Below are 13,363 nucleotides of genomic sequence, written 5' to 3'. Positions count from 1 at the left end.
TGATCCGAGGAGATCCCCCGTGGGAAGCGGAATCTGGTCCACCGACGTCTACTCCGCCGCCGCGAGCTACCGCGCGGCCAAGGGCTCAAGCGCCTTCGCCTACAGCGACGGCGGCGCCCGCTCCACACACCCCGACCTCGACCCGCACGGGGTGCTCCGCGAGAGCCGCGACTCCGCCGAACACCCCGACTCCCTCGCCGTGGCCGTGCTGTTCGACGTGACCGGCTCGATGGGCGGGGTGCCCCGGACCCTCCAGAGCAAGCTGCCCGACCTGCTCGGCCTGCTGCTCCGCAAGGGCTACGCCACCGACCCGCAGATCCTCTTCGGCGCGATCGGCGACGCCACCTGCGACCGGGCCCCACTGCAGATCGGCCAGTTCGAATCCGACAACCGGATGGACGAGCAACTGGGCAAGGTCCTGCTGGAGGGCGGGGGCGGCGGCCAGATGAGCGAGTCGTACGAGCTGGCGATGTACTTCATGGCCAGGCACACCTCGATCGACTGCTTCGAGAAGCGGGGCCGCAGAGGCTACCTGTTCATCATCGGCGACGAGCTTCCCTACCCCCAGGTCAAGCGGCGCGAGGTCGAGAGCGTCATCGGCGACCGGCTCCAGCAGGACATCCCGACCAGGGAGATCGTCGCCGAGCTGACCAGGGTCTACGACGTCTACTACATCCTTCCGGCGGGGACGAGCCACGCCAGGGACGGCCGGGTGCTGGCCGCCTGGCGCGAACTGCTCGGCCAGAACGTGCTGGAGCTGGACGACCTCGACGCCGTCTGCGAGACCATCGCGCTCACCGTCGGTCTCGGCGAGGACGCCATCGATCTGCGGGAGGGGCTGGACGACCTCGACGAGCTCGGTTCGACCGCCGGGACCGCCGTGAGCAGGGCCCTCGCCAAACTCGACCGCGGCACGCTCGTGGTCGCCGACGGCCTCGACCTGGGCGGCGACAGCGGCGTGACGCGGCTCTGAAGACCTCCCCGCCGTGCGGCGGCCACCGCGAAAGCGGCGGGGAGTGCCACCACGAAGGGAAACGGCCCCTGTCCGGCGGTGGGAACCCACCGCCGGACAGGCCGCCACCACGAACAGAGGACCACATGCGCGAACACCTGATCGTGACAGACCTCGGCTACGGCGACGCGGGCAAAGGCACGATCATCGACTGGCTCTGCACCCGCGAACCCATCGGGGCGGTCGTCAGGTTCAACGGGGGTGGGCAGGCCGCCCACAACGTCGTGCTGCCCGACGGGCGGCACCACACGTTCGCGCAGTTCGGGTCGGGCACGCTCAGAGGCGTGCCCACCCACCTGTCCAGGTTCATGGTCACCGACCCGCTCTCGCTGACCCGGGAGGCCGCCCACCTGAGCGAGCTGGGCGTCGACGACCCGTTCCGCCTGCTCACCGTGGACCGGGACGCCCTGCTCGCCACGCCGTACCACGTGGCGGCGGGGCGGGCCAGGGAGCTGGCACGCGGCGAGGACCGGCACGGGTCGTGCGGGATGGGCGTCGGCGAGACCATGGCCTACGCCCTGGAGCACCCGGAACTCGCACCGACCGTCGGCGACTGCGAGAACCCGGCCCGGCTCACCCGCAGGCTGTACGCGCTCCGCGAGGCGCTCGGGGTGACCGGGCCGCCCGTCGAGGACTGCGTCGCCGCCTACCGGGCGTTCGCCGAGCGGGTGATCCTGGTCGGCTCCTCCTTCACGACCGCGCTGCTGCGCAGACGGCCCGTGATCTTCGAGGGTGCGCAGGGCGTGCTGCTCGACGAGTGGCACGGCTTCCATCCGTACACCACCTGGAGCACGACGACCTTCGCCAACGCGCTGGAGTTGCTCGACGGGGTGCCGGCCGTGCGGCTGGGCGTGCTGCGGACCTACACGCCCAGGCACGGCCCGGGACCACTGGTCACCGAGGACCCGGCGCTGACACTGCCCGAGACGCACAACGGGACCGGCCCCTGGCAGGGGCCCTTCCGCACCGGTCACTTCGACGCGGTGGCCCACCGCTACGCGCTGGCGGTCGCGGGCGGGGCCGACGCCCTCGCGCTCACCCACCTGGACGCGCCGGTCTCGCGGATGTGCGTGTCGTACGACATCGGCGAGCTGCCGGTGGGCACGGCGGGTGACCTCGAAGGGCAGGCCAGGCTGACCGGGCGGCTGTCGGCGGCCCGGCCACACTACGCCGACGGTGTCGACGACTGGCCCGCGGCGGTGGCCGGGGCCCTGGGAGTCCCGGTGTGGCTGGGCTCCCGGGGACCCACCGCCGCCGACAAGGTCCTTCTCAGTGGTGTGACCGCGCCCGAAAGGGTATGACCCTTCTCGTACTCTCCCTTTACCTGGCAGGCAGCCTTACCCGGAGGAACTCATGGGCGTCGGGGTCAGCATCTTCTTTCTCACGCTCGGCGCCATCCTCCGCTTCGCCATCGACCCCACCGTGCTCGGCGAGGCCGTGCACATCGACGTGATCGGCCTGATCTTCATGATCGTCGGTGCCGTCGGGGTCGTGCTGAGCATCGTGATGGCCCCAAAGCGCGGGAACACGTCCGAAGACCGCCTGATGCACCGCGAGAACCACCCGCCGGAGGTCTAGAGCTCGAACTGGATCGCCGCCCGCGAGGCCAGGATCGGCTTGATGTACTCGGCGATCACGGCCTGGTGCAGCGGGTGGTCACGGTAGACCAGGTAATCGTCGACGCTGTCGAAGTCCGCGACGACCGCGAACTGGTGGTTGCCCGGGTTCACACCCGCGTCCGTGCCGAGAATGTAGGAGCGGATCTCCGCGATGGCCCCGGGGAGCTTGTCGAGTTCCGCCGCGACCCTGGCCCGCTGCTCGTCGGTGGCCTCTTGCGTCCAGGTGAACAGCACGACATGCCGGAACATGATCTTCCCTTCGTTTGGGTGCCCGGCCAGCGTAAGGCCAGGCGTCAACGGAACCGGCAACGCCCCCGCGATCGCGGGGCAGGGGCGAGGGCGGGAGAACGTGCGACGGCGAGCCCCGGGCGGGTGTCGCGGCCCGTCCGGGGCCTGATCGCCGTCGAGAGGTGTCCCGCGCTCACACCGGGCGCGGTGCGGAACGGTGGCTGATCCTTATCCGGCTGGAACGCCGCGGCACGGCTTCGAGCACGATCTTCTGGGCCGCCTCGGGAATGAAACGGAGGTCGTGGGTGATCAGGATGGTCGTGCGGCCGGCCATGAGCCTCTTGAGCGGCTCCATGATCCGTTCCGCGGTGAGCGCGTCGAGCCCCGTCATCGGCTCGTCGAGGACGAGCACCGGGGCATCGCGCAGGATGGCCCTGGCGATGGCGATCCGCTGGCGCTGCCCGCCGGACATCAGTCGCCCACGCTGCCCGATCGGCGTGTCGTACCTGTGGGGAAGCGTGTTGACGAAGTCGTGGACGTCCGCCATGACGGCGGCGCGGACGATGTCGTCCAGGTCCGCGCCGGGGCGGCCGTAGGCGATGTTGTCGCGTACGGTCCCCGAGAAGAGCAGGTTCTCCTGCTGCAGGATGGTGATGTTGTCACGGAGCGACTCGCGCGACAGTTCCCGGATGTCGATTCCGTCGAGCAGGATGCGCCCGGCGGTGGGGTCGTAGAAGCGGAGCAGGAGCTTCGCCAGCGTGGACTTGCCCACCCCGCTCGGCCCGGTGCACACGACCAGTTCCCCGGGCTCGACGACGAAGGACGTCTCGCGCAACGTCGGTCTCCTCCTGTTCGGGTAGGTGAAGCCGACGCCCTGGAACTCGATGCGGCCACGGCCACGCCCCAGGTGGACGGGGGTGTCGCGGTCGGCGACGGCCGGCCGGGCCCGCAGGATCTCGATGACCCGGTCGGAGCCCGCCGCCGCCTCGGAGACGGTGAGGGCGATCTGCCCCAGGCTCTGCACCGCCGGGTAGAGGTAGGCGAGGTAGGCGGCGAAGGCGAGCAGCCCGCCGATGGTGAGACGCCCCGAGGAGATCTCCCACGCGCCGAACCCGAGAATGGCGATCAGGCAGATGGTCTCGATCACCTGCACGACGGGCCCGTACAGGGAGGACAGCCACGCCTGTGCCACGTTGGCCCGCAGCCAGGTGCTCCCCTCCGCGTGCAGTCGCTCGGCCTCGGTGCCCTGGCGGTTGTAGGACTGGACGAGTGCCTGGTTGGACAGGCTCTCCTCGATGACGCTGTTCATGGTCCCGTTGCTGAGCCGCTCACGCGCCGACACGGTCCTGAACCTGCCCGCGAAGGCCTTGGAGACCAGCAGGAAGGCCGGGGCCAGCAGGAAGGTCAGCAGTGCCAGGTCCCACCGGATGTAGAAGGCCGCACCGGCGAAGAAGACGACGCTGGCGAGCGTGGTGAAGAGCTTGACCAGGCCGGAACCGACGAGTTCCTCGATGGCCTCGATGTCGTCGGTGAGCCTGGCCATCAGGTCACCCAGGCGGCGGTTGTCGAAGAAGTCGGGCGTGAGCGTCTGGATGTGCTCGAACACCCTGTCTCGCAGCCGCAGCAGGAAGCGCTCGCCGCCCAGGGCCGTGAGGTAGGACCCCGTGAAGGAGACCAGCCCCGCGACGGCCGCGAGGCCCAGCCAGGCCGCCGCGGGGAGCCAGAAGGCCCCCAGGTTCTGCTTGCTGAGCACCTCGTCGGTGATGAAGCCGAACAGGCCGATCGCGGCGACCTCGCAGACGGCCGCGACGATGGCGAGCACGCCACCGGCCACGAGCAGCCGGCGGATACCGCGGGTGTACGGCCAGAACTCCCGGAAGGTCCTGCGGATGGAGACCGTCGGCGCCGTGGGAGGACGACGCACCGCTGCCCTCGCCCCGCCGGGCGAGAGCGACTCTGAGAATGAGAGCCGGCGGGTCACCCGCCGGCCCTCACTTGTTTCTGCTAGCACCGGATCTGGCTACCACCACCACCCGCCGCCACAACCGCATCCGCAGCGGCGGCGCCGGCAGCAGCATCCACCCCAGGTCACGTACCGGCTGGACGGGAAGAGCTGCTTGAAAGTCATGGCTTCCCCCTTCGTGCTGAGCCTGTCGCGTCTTATCAATCACGACACTAGCACCCATACCCAGACAAACACCTCATATCGACGCGCATTAAAGATGTTTTAACAACCCATTCAGAAAAGCCAGAAAACGTATCGGGAGTAAAGTCTGGCAAAAGTTTCACACGGCGACCCGGCCCCTTGCCCGAGCTGGGGATGCGCACCATAAACCCTGATCCACAAGGGACAAAAAGAGGTTTCCCGATTGTCGTCGGGACGGCGGCCGGCAGGGCGGCTCCGGAGCCCTCCCCGTCGGCTTTGACGGGAGGTCCGCCGGGTTCACCCGGCAGGGGAATCGCTTCCTCGATACGGTTTCCGGGTTCGAAACGGGCAGGGCCCGCCCGGCGCCCACCTCGGCCGAGGAAAGCGAGAAGCCGCTCCCCCGGGGAGCGTGGGAGCCACTTCCCGTCACGCCAATTGACATGTTCAGCGATTCACCTGCCGGATTTATCCGGCAGGTGAATCACCGCTCCGTCATGAAACCGGCTCCGGAATCACCGGGTCATGCCCAGGCGAGCATCCGGAGCGGGTCCTCAAGCATGGCGCCGACGTCGCGAAGGAACAGCGAGCCGATCTCCCCGTCCACCACCCGGTGGTCGAACGAGACCGCGAGCGTGCAGACCTTACGCGGCACCACCTGCCCGTCCACCACCCACGGCATATCCCTGACCTGGCCGAAGGCCAGGATCGCCGATTCGCCGGGGTTGAGGATCGGGGTGCCCGCGTCCACCCCGAAGACGCCCACGTTGGTGATCGTGATCGTGCCCCCGGCCATGTCCGCGGGCTGGGTGCGGCCCGCTCTGGCGGTCTCGGCGAGAGCGCCGAGGGCACCGGCCAGACCGGGCAACGACAGCAGGTGGGCGTCCTTGACGTTGGGAACGAGCAGGCCGCGCGGGGTGGCCGCGGCGATGCCCAGGTTGACGCGGTGCTTGACCACGATCTCCTGGCGCGCCTCGTCCCAGACAGAGTTGATCATCGGGTGGCGGCGGGCGGCGACGAGCACGGCCTTGGCGACCAGGAGCAGCGGCGAGACCTTGACCTCGGCGAAGTCGGGCAGGCCCCGGAGGCGCCGGACCGCTTCCATGGTCTCCGTCATGTCCACCTGGAGGAACTCCGTCACGTGCGGCGCCGTGAACGCGGAGGCCACCATGGCCTGCGCGGTCGCCTTGCGCACCCCCCTGATCGGGATCCGCTCCTCGTCCTCCGCCGGCCGCGGCCTGGACGTCTCCCTCGTCACGGCCGCCGAGTGCGGCCCGGACGTCGCGGCGCCGACCGCGGCCTGGACGTCGTCCCTGGTGATCGAGCCGTGCGGGCCGGTCCCGGTGAGAGCGGCCAGGTCGATGCCCAGATCCCTGGCCAGCTTCCGCACCGGGGGCTTCGCCAGCACCGCGACGCTCGTGGGCGGTGCGGCCGGGCCGGCGTCGCCCTCCCGCGCACCGGACGACACCGCCTCGGACGGCACCGCCTCGGGCGACCGCGACCCGGTGGCCGCACCGGCGGGGAAACCGCCGGTGGGAGAGATGCCGGACGGCGCCGGTTTGCGGGGGCGGCGCTTGGCCGCGCCCGGCTTGACGCCGTAGCCCACCAGCACCGGCTGCCGCGTCTCGGCGGGTGGCACGGGCACCATGTCGTCGGCCAGGGCCGCCGACCGCTCCGCGACGGGAGCCCCGGGGCCGGCACCGTCGTCCACCGAGATGATCGGCCTGCCGACGTCCACGGTCTCGCCCTCGTCCGCCATCAGGGCCGCCACGACGCCCTCGAACGGGCAGGGCAACTCGACGACCGCCTTGGCGGTCTCGATCTCCACGATGGTCTGGTTGATCTTGACCGGGTCTCCGACCTTCACGTGCCAGCGGACGATCTCCGCCTCGGTCAGTCCCTCTCCCACGTCGGGGAGCCTGAACTCCTTCATTCCAGCCCTCCTCTAGAACGCGAACGCGCGGTCGACGGCGTGCAGGACCCTGTCCAGATCGGGCAGGTAGTGGTCCTCAAGCCGCGAGGGCGGATAGGGAGTGGAGGGCCCTCCGACCCTCAGGACCGGGGACTGCAGGTGGTAGAAGCACTCCTCGGTGACGCGGGCGGCGACCTCCGCGCCGAAGCCGCTGTACACGGGCGCCTCGTGCACCACGATGCATCGCCCGGTCCTGCGCACCGACTCCATGACCTTCGGGACGTCGAGCGGATTGAGCGAGCGCAGGTCCACGACCTCCAGGGACCGGCCGTCGTCCTCGGCCGCCTTCGCGGCCTCCAGGCAGGTCTTCACCATCGGCCCGTACGCGAGCAGGGTGACGTCCGTACCCTGCCGTACCACCCTGGCCTCGTCGAAGGGGGTCCAGTCCGAGGAGTCGACATCCACCTCGGCCTTCTCCCAGTAGCGCCGCTTGGGCTCGAAGAAGACGACGGGGTCCTCGCAGCGGATCGCCTGCTGGATCATGGAGTAGCCGTCGGCCGGGTTGGAGCAGGCCACGACGCGTAGGCCGGCGGTGTGCGTGAAGTACGCCTCGGGCGACTCGCTGTGGTGTTCCACAGCGCCGATGCCGCCGCCGCAGGGGATCCGGACGACCACCGGCAATCTCAGCTTGCCCAGCGAGCGCAGCGGCATCTTGGCGAGCTGCGTGATGATCTGGTCGGCCGCGGGAAAGACGAACCCGTCGAACTGGATCTCGCAGACCGGGCGGTAGCCCCGGAGCGCGAGGCCGATGGCCGTCCCGATGATGCCCGACTCGGCCAGCGGGGTGTCGATGACCCGCTGCTCGCCGAAGTCCTTCTGCAGTCCGTCGGTCACCCGGAACACACCGCCGAGCTTGCCCACGTCCTCACCCATGACGAGAACCTTGGAATCGTCCTCCATGGCCTTGCGCATGCCCTCGTTGAGCGCCTTGGCCAGCGTGAGAATGGTCATGCCTCGAACCCCTCCAGGTAGGTGGCGAACTCCGCGCGCTCGGCGTCCATCAGGGAGTGCGGCTCGGCGTAGACATGGTCGAAGATGGCCAGCGGTTCGGGGTCGGGCAGCGCGAGGCAACGCTTGCGGACCTCCCGTCCGAGCTCGTCGGCCTCCGCGTCGATCGCGTCGAAGAAGTCCTGGTCGGCGATCTGGTTCTTGAACATGTAGGCCCTGACCCGCTCGATCGGGTCCTTGAGCTTCCACCCCTCCAACTCGGCGGCCACCCGGTAGCGGGTCGGGTCGTCGGAGGTGGTGTGGGCGCCCATCCGGTAGGTGAACGCCTCGATCAGCACGGGCCCCTGCCCCGACCTGGCCTCGGCCAGTGCCTTTCTGGTGACGGCCAGGCAGGCGAAGACGTCGTTGCCGTCGACCCGGACACCGGGGAAGCCGAACCCGCTGGCCCTGCGGTACAGGGGGATGCGGGTCTGCTTCTCCAGCGGTTCCGAGATGGCCCACTGGTTGTTCTGGCAGAAGAACACCACCGGCGCGTTGAACACGGAGGCCCAGATGAAGGCCTCGTTCACATCACCCTGGGAGGTGGCGCCGTCGCCGAAGTAGACGATCGAGGCGGCCTCGGCGCCGTCGCGCTGGATGCCCATGGCGTAGCCGACCGCGTGCAGGGTCTGGCTGCCGATCACGATGGTGTAGAGGTGGAAGTTGTGCTCCGCGGGGTCCCATCCTCCGTGGTTGACGCCGCGGAACAGGCCGAGCAGGTTCACCGGGTCGACGCCCCTGCACCAGGCCACCCCGTGCTCGCGATAGGTCGGGAATGCCATGTCGGCCTCGGTCAGCGCCCGGCCGGAGCCGATCTGCGCGGCCTCCTGCCCGAGCAGCGATGCCCACAGACCCAGTTCGCCCTGGCGTTGCAGGGCCACGGCCTCCAGGTCGACCCGGCGGACCAGGGTCAGGTCCCGGTAGAGACCTCGGATCTCCTCGGGGGTCAGATCGATGTCGTAATCGGGGTGCTCGACCCGTTCTCCTTCCGGGGTCAGCAGTTGAATGAGCTCCGGGGGTGCTTCCGCACCACGAGAGGCGTCGGCTGTCACGTGCCACTCCTGTGTGCTAGGGGCCGTCCGGGTGGGTTCGCCACCGCTGTCCGGCCGATTCGCGGCGCGTTCGACCCGTCTGATGGTGGTTCGTACGCGCTTGTGGCCATCGTGGCAGAGGTCACATACGTGTGCGCAAGACCTACCTCGGCGTCCATATGCTCCCCGTTCCCCGCGCGCTCCTTTTCACCCGCCTGTTTCGTCCGCGTGGCGCGGGTCCGGCCCCCGCGCCTGAGCGCGGCCGGAGCCGGTTACTCTTGAGGCGCCGAACCGTCCCCGTCGCAACCAGGAGGAACATCGTGGCGCGCGTCATCGTCGACGTCATGCTGAAGCCCGAGATTCTCGACGCGCAGGGGCAGGCGATCGCCCGCGCGCTGCCGCGGCTCGGCTTCTCCGGTGTCTCAGCGGTACGGCAGGGCAAGCGATTCGAGGTGGAGATCAACGGGCCCGCCGACGAGACGGCACTTTCGGACGTCCGAAAAATGGCCGAGACCCTGCTCGCCAACACGGTGATCGAGGACTACACCGTCACCGTCGAGTCCTAGGCCGTCACTCCGCGCAGATCAACCGCCCAGATCCAGCTATATCCGGCAATATGGGCGGAGCAATCCCACGGCTTGACCACCAGTCAATAACATTACGGTTATTTTGCGGTTAGCCCGGATTCTGCAGGGAAGCCTTCACAAGGTGACGTCTGACCCCGGGAGGAAACCGGTGGACATGGAGTTCTCGCTGGCTCTGCCACGACAGGCCATCGGCATCCCGATGGTCCGCAGGGCGCTCGGCGACTCCCTGCGCTCACTCGGCGTCACCGAGGACTGCGTCTCCGACATCCTGCTCGCGGTGACCGAGGCATGCGCCAACGCCGTGCGGCACGGAGGTCCGGCCAACCGCTACGAGGTCGAGACCGCCATCGGTCACGGCCGCTGTGACGTCCGCATCATCGACCGGGGCCAGGGCCTCGTCGGAGTGCCGGAGCACTACCCGTCGGCCGATGTCGAGCACGGCAGGGGCCTGCTCATCATGCAGGCGGTGGTGGACGAGATCTCCTTCGACATCACCCCTGGCCGGGGCACCGTCGTGCACCTGCGCAAGCACCTGGACTGGGACGACGACGCCGCCTTCGCCCGCGGCCGGGTGCTCGCCGCCGTGTAGTCCCGGTTCCCGCTCTCCTGGGCCGTACGGATGGCAGGCCACCCGGTTGTGTGATCGGACACTCCGCGTATGACCGCTTGCCCGGAGCGGATAGCCTGGGAGCACCGCCGCAGACCGACGTCCGATGTGAGAGACGCCGGCGCGGCGCCCGTTTGTGGAGGGGAACGCTGCCATGAGTGCTGCCCGCGTGGGCGTCGTCACTTTTCCCGGAACGCTTGACGATCAGGACGCGGCCCGCGCCGTACGCCACGCGGGTGGCGAGGCCGTGCCGCTCTGGCACGCGGATCCCGATCTCCGGGGGGTGGACGCGGTCTTCCTGCCCGGCGGGTTCTCCTACGGGGACTACCTGCGCTGCGGGGCCATCTCCAGGTTCGCCCCGCTGATGGAGGAGCTGATCCCCGCCGCCAGGGCCGGGCTCCCCGTGCTGGGCACCTGCAACGGCTTCCAGATCCTCTGCGAGGCCCACCTGCTGCCCGGGGCGCTGATGCGCAACGCCGGACTGCACTACATCTGCCGCGACCAGGGCATCCGGGTCGAGAGCAGCACCACCCCCTGGACCTCCGACTTCACCGAGGGCCAGGAGATCGTGCTGCCGATCAAGCACGGGGAGGGCCGCTACGTCGCCGACGAGGCGACCCTGGGCGCGCTGGAGGCGGGCGGCCAGGTCGTCTTCCGCTACACGGGTGGCAACCCCAACGGCTCCCTGAACGACATCGCGGGCATCCGCAACGAGGCCGGCAACATCGTCGGTCTCATGCCGCACCCCGAGCACGCCGTCGAGGAACTCACCGGCGCCCCGAGCACCGACGGGCGCGCCTTCTTCTCCTCGATCCTGAAGAAGCTGGTGAACGCATGAGTCTCGACACCGTCAAGCGGGCCGAGGAGACCCCCGACGAGCGCCAGCCGTACGCCGAGCTGGGCATGAAGGTCGAGGAGTACGAGCGGGTCCGCGAGATCCTCGGCCGCCGTCCCACCGGCTCCGAGCTGGCCATCTACAGCGTCATGTGGAGCGAGCACTGCTCCTACAAGTCGTCCAAGGTGCACCTGCGCCAGTTCGGCACCAAGGCTCCCAAATCAGCGGCTCTGCTCGTCGGCATGGGAGAGAACGCCGGGGTCGTGGACATCGGTGACGGCTGGGCCGCCACCTTCAAGATCGAGTCGCACAACCACCCGTCCTACGTCGAGCCCCACCAGGGCGCGGCGACCGGCGTCGGCGGCATCGTCCGCGACATCATGTCGATGGGCGCCCGGCCGGTCGCGGTGATGGACGCGCTCCGCTTCGGCGGCGCCGACGCCCACGACACCCGGCGGGTGCTGCCCGGCGTGGTCGAGGGCATCAGCCACTACGGCAACTGCCTGGGCCTGCCCAACATCGGCGGCGAGGTCGTCTTCGACCCCTGCTACATCGGCAACCCGCTGGTCAACGCCCTCTGCGTGGGCCTGCTCCGCAAGGACCAGATCAAGCTCGCGGTGGCCCCCGGACCGGGCAACAAGGTGGTCCTGTTCGGCGCGCTGACCGGCCCCGACGGCATCGGCGGCGCGTCCGTGCTGGCCTCGGCCACCTTCGAGGACGAGTCGCACGCCAAGCGCCCCAGCGTCCAGGTCGGCGATCCCTTCATGGAGAAGCTGCTGATCGAGTGCTGCCTGGAGCTCTACCAGGCGGACGTGGTCGTCGGTATCCAGGACCTCGGCGCCGCCGGTGTCTCCTGCGCGACCACCGAGCTCGCCGCCAAGGGCACCGGTGGCATGAACGTCAGGCTCGACCTGGTGCCGCTGCGCGATCCCTCGCTGCGGCCCGAGGAGATCCTGATGAGCGAGTCGCAGGAGCGCATGATGGCGGTCGTCACGCCCGACGACATCGATGCCTTCATGGCGATCTGCGCGAAGTGGGACATTCCCGCAACCGTGATCGGCGAGGTCACCGACGGAGGTCGCCTCGTGATGACCTGGCACGGCGAGACCATCGTCGACATCCCGCCGGGCACCGCGGCCGACGAGGGCCCGGTCTACGAGCGGCCGTTCCAGGAGCCGGCCGGCCAGATCGCGCTGAACAGCGACACTCCCAAGCGCCTCGCCCGCCCCGCCGACCTGCGTGCGGCGCTGCTTGAGCTCCTCGGCTCACCGAACCTGGCGTCCAAGGAGTGGGTCACCTCCCAGTACGACCGCTACGTCCGCGGCAACACAGTGCTGGCCCAGCCCGCCGACGCGGGCGTGCTGCGCATCAGCGAGGCCATGCCCGGTGCCGAGGAGACGAAGCGCGGAATCGCGCTGGCCACCGACGGCAACGGCCGCTACGCCCGCCTCGACCCGTACGCGGGGGCCCAGCTCGCCCTCGCCGAGGCGTACCGGAACGTGGCCGTGACCGGCGCGACACCGCTGGCGGTGACCAACTGTCTCAACTTCGGCTCCCCCGAGGACCCCGAGGTCATGTGGCAGTTCGCCGAGGCCGTGCGCGGCCTGGCCGACGCCTGCAAGGCCCTCGGCGTCCCGGTGACCGGCGGAAACGTCTCGTTCTACAACCAGACGGGATCCGTCCCGATCCACCCGACGCCGGTCGTCGGCGTGCTCGGCGTCATCGACGACGTGGCCACCCGGGTACGGTCCGGTTTCACCGGTGACGGCGACCGGATCGTGCTGCTCGGCGAGACCGAGGCGGAGTTCGGCGGCTCGGAGTGGGCGCACGTGGCCCACGGCCACCTGGGCGGCCTGCCGCCCAAGGCGCGGCTGGCCTCGGAGCGCGACCTGGCTCTCGTCCTGACCACGGCCGCCTCGCAGGGACTGCTGACCGGTTCCCACGACCTGTCCGACGGCGGGCTGGCCATCGCCCTCACCGAGGCCTGCCTCGCCCAGGGCATCGGCTGCGCGGTCTCCCTGACCGGCGACGACGCGTTCGTCGAGCTGTTCAGCGAGTCCTCGGCCCGCGCGCTGGTGACCGTCAGGCCCGAGTCGTTCGACGCCTTCGCGAAGCTGTGCGCGACCCACGAGGTGCCCTGCTACGGCCTGGGCACCACCGGTGGTGACTCGCTGAACGTCAAGGGCGTTCTGGACATCCCGATCGCCGAACTCCGGGAGACCCACACGGCCACTCTGCCGGGCATCTTCGGCTGATCCTCACGCACCACGAAAGAGGGGTACGGCCCGCCTGAGCCGTACCCCTCTTTTGTTTTCGGTGCTTCGCACGGCACCCGGCCGGGT

Annotated in this window: 12 protein-coding genes; 7 read left to right on the top strand and 5 right to left on the bottom strand. The window is 69.6% G+C overall.

Features of this window, described 5'->3' with window-relative positions; translation table 11 throughout:
* Positions 1-19 precede the first annotated feature (19 nt).
* From ACFQVD_RS34930 to ACFQVD_RS34920, 3 genes are all read left to right on the top strand, one after another.
* The gene (locus ACFQVD_RS34930; protein ID WP_343972784.1) at positions 20-973 is read left to right on the top strand and encodes a hypothetical protein; all 954 of its coding nucleotides are present in this window, start codon (positions 20-22) and stop codon (positions 971-973) included.
* 125 nt (positions 974-1,098) lie between these two features.
* Positions 1,099-2,313, top strand: coding sequence for an adenylosuccinate synthetase (locus tag ACFQVD_RS34925; RefSeq protein ID WP_343972780.1), 1,215 nt, complete (start codon positions 1,099-1,101; stop codon positions 2,311-2,313).
* 52 nt (positions 2,314-2,365) lie between these two features.
* Complete coding sequence (locus tag ACFQVD_RS34920) at positions 2,366-2,590, top strand: DUF6458 family protein (protein ID WP_030917415.1); 225 nt, start codon at positions 2,366-2,368, stop codon at positions 2,588-2,590.
* Here the strand turns inward: ACFQVD_RS34920 and ACFQVD_RS34915 are convergent.
* The 5 genes from ACFQVD_RS34915 to pdhA all read right to left on the bottom strand — a co-directional run bounded on the left by ACFQVD_RS34915 (position 2,587) and on the right by pdhA (position 9,013).
* Positions 2,587-2,880, bottom strand: coding sequence for a Dabb family protein (locus ACFQVD_RS34915; protein WP_343972776.1), 294 nt, complete (start codon positions 2,878-2,880; stop codon positions 2,587-2,589). The two genes, ACFQVD_RS34920 and ACFQVD_RS34915, sit on opposite strands and share 4 nt — an antisense overlap.
* Before the next feature lie 172 nt (positions 2,881-3,052).
* A complete protein-coding gene (locus tag ACFQVD_RS34910; RefSeq protein ID WP_343972773.1) occupies positions 3,053-4,783 on the bottom strand; it encodes an ABC transporter ATP-binding protein in 1,731 nt (576 codons plus the stop codon).
* Positions 4,784-5,525: 742 nt separating this feature from the next.
* On the bottom strand, positions 5,526-6,935 hold the full coding sequence (locus tag ACFQVD_RS34905) for a dihydrolipoamide acetyltransferase family protein (RefSeq protein ID WP_343972770.1): 1,410 nt from the start codon (positions 6,933-6,935) through the stop codon (positions 5,526-5,528).
* A 12-nt stretch (positions 6,936-6,947) separates the two neighbouring features.
* Entirely contained in the window at positions 6,948-7,925 is a 978-nt protein-coding gene (locus tag ACFQVD_RS34900; protein WP_343972767.1) for an alpha-ketoacid dehydrogenase subunit beta, read from the bottom strand.
* Positions 7,922-9,013 (bottom strand): pyruvate dehydrogenase (acetyl-transferring) E1 component subunit alpha, encoded by a 1,092-nt coding sequence (gene pdhA, locus ACFQVD_RS34895; RefSeq protein ID WP_343972764.1) that lies wholly within the window; start codon positions 9,011-9,013, stop codon positions 7,922-7,924. The genes ACFQVD_RS34900 and pdhA overlap by 4 nt, the downstream gene beginning before the upstream one ends.
* Before the next feature lie 299 nt (positions 9,014-9,312).
* Here pdhA and purS point away from each other — a divergent pair, with 299 nt between their 5' ends.
* The 4 genes from purS to purL all read left to right on the top strand — a co-directional run bounded on the left by purS (position 9,313) and on the right by purL (position 13,276).
* A complete protein-coding gene (purS, locus tag ACFQVD_RS34890; RefSeq protein WP_343972761.1) occupies positions 9,313-9,558 on the top strand; it encodes a phosphoribosylformylglycinamidine synthase subunit PurS in 246 nt (81 codons plus the stop codon).
* A gap of 142 nt (positions 9,559-9,700) precedes the next feature.
* Complete coding sequence (locus tag ACFQVD_RS34885; RefSeq protein ID WP_343972758.1) at positions 9,701-10,168, top strand: ATP-binding protein; 468 nt, start codon at positions 9,701-9,703, stop codon at positions 10,166-10,168.
* A gap of 172 nt (positions 10,169-10,340) precedes the next feature.
* The gene (gene purQ / locus ACFQVD_RS34880) at positions 10,341-11,024 is read left to right on the top strand and encodes a phosphoribosylformylglycinamidine synthase subunit PurQ (protein ID WP_343972755.1); all 684 of its coding nucleotides are present in this window, start codon (positions 10,341-10,343) and stop codon (positions 11,022-11,024) included.
* Positions 11,021-13,276 carry a phosphoribosylformylglycinamidine synthase subunit PurL gene (gene purL / locus ACFQVD_RS34875; protein WP_343972752.1) on the top strand — a complete coding sequence of 752 codons (2,256 nt, stop codon included), beginning with the start codon at positions 11,021-11,023 and terminating at the stop codon, positions 13,274-13,276. Before purQ ends, purL begins: the two co-directional genes overlap by 4 nt.
* Positions 13,277-13,363 lie beyond the last annotated feature (87 nt).

This window comes from Streptosporangium amethystogenes subsp. fukuiense, from assembly GCF_042665875.1.
GTDB classification, from domain to species: Bacteria; Actinomycetota; Actinomycetes; order Streptosporangiales; family Streptosporangiaceae; genus Streptosporangium; species Streptosporangium fukuiense.
The sequence above is the reverse complement of the archived record's forward strand: the minus strand, read 5'-3'. Positions and strand labels throughout refer to the sequence as shown.

Bases quoted from the DNA above. Each gene is read 5' to 3' on its own strand.
- ACFQVD_RS34915 (WP_343972776.1), bottom strand. From the start codon at position 2,880: ATGTTCCGGCATGTCGTGCTGTTCACCTGGACGCAAGAGGCCACCGAC.
- ACFQVD_RS34900 (WP_343972767.1), bottom strand. From the start codon at position 7,925: ATGACCATTCTCACGCTGGCCAAGGCGCTCAACGAGGGCATGCGCAAG.
- purL (WP_343972752.1), top strand. From the start codon at position 11,021: ATGAGTCTCGACACCGTCAAGCGGGCCGAGGAGACCCCCGACGAGCGC.
- purQ (WP_343972755.1), top strand. From the start codon at position 10,341: ATGAGTGCTGCCCGCGTGGGCGTCGTCACTTTTCCCGGAACGCTTGAC.
- ACFQVD_RS34905 (WP_343972770.1), bottom strand. From the start codon at position 6,935: ATGAAGGAGTTCAGGCTCCCCGACGTGGGAGAGGGACTGACCGAGGCG.
- ACFQVD_RS34925 (WP_343972780.1), top strand. From the start codon at position 1,099: ATGCGCGAACACCTGATCGTGACAGACCTCGGCTACGGCGACGCGGGC.
- ACFQVD_RS34920 (WP_030917415.1), top strand. From the start codon at position 2,366: ATGGGCGTCGGGGTCAGCATCTTCTTTCTCACGCTCGGCGCCATCCTC.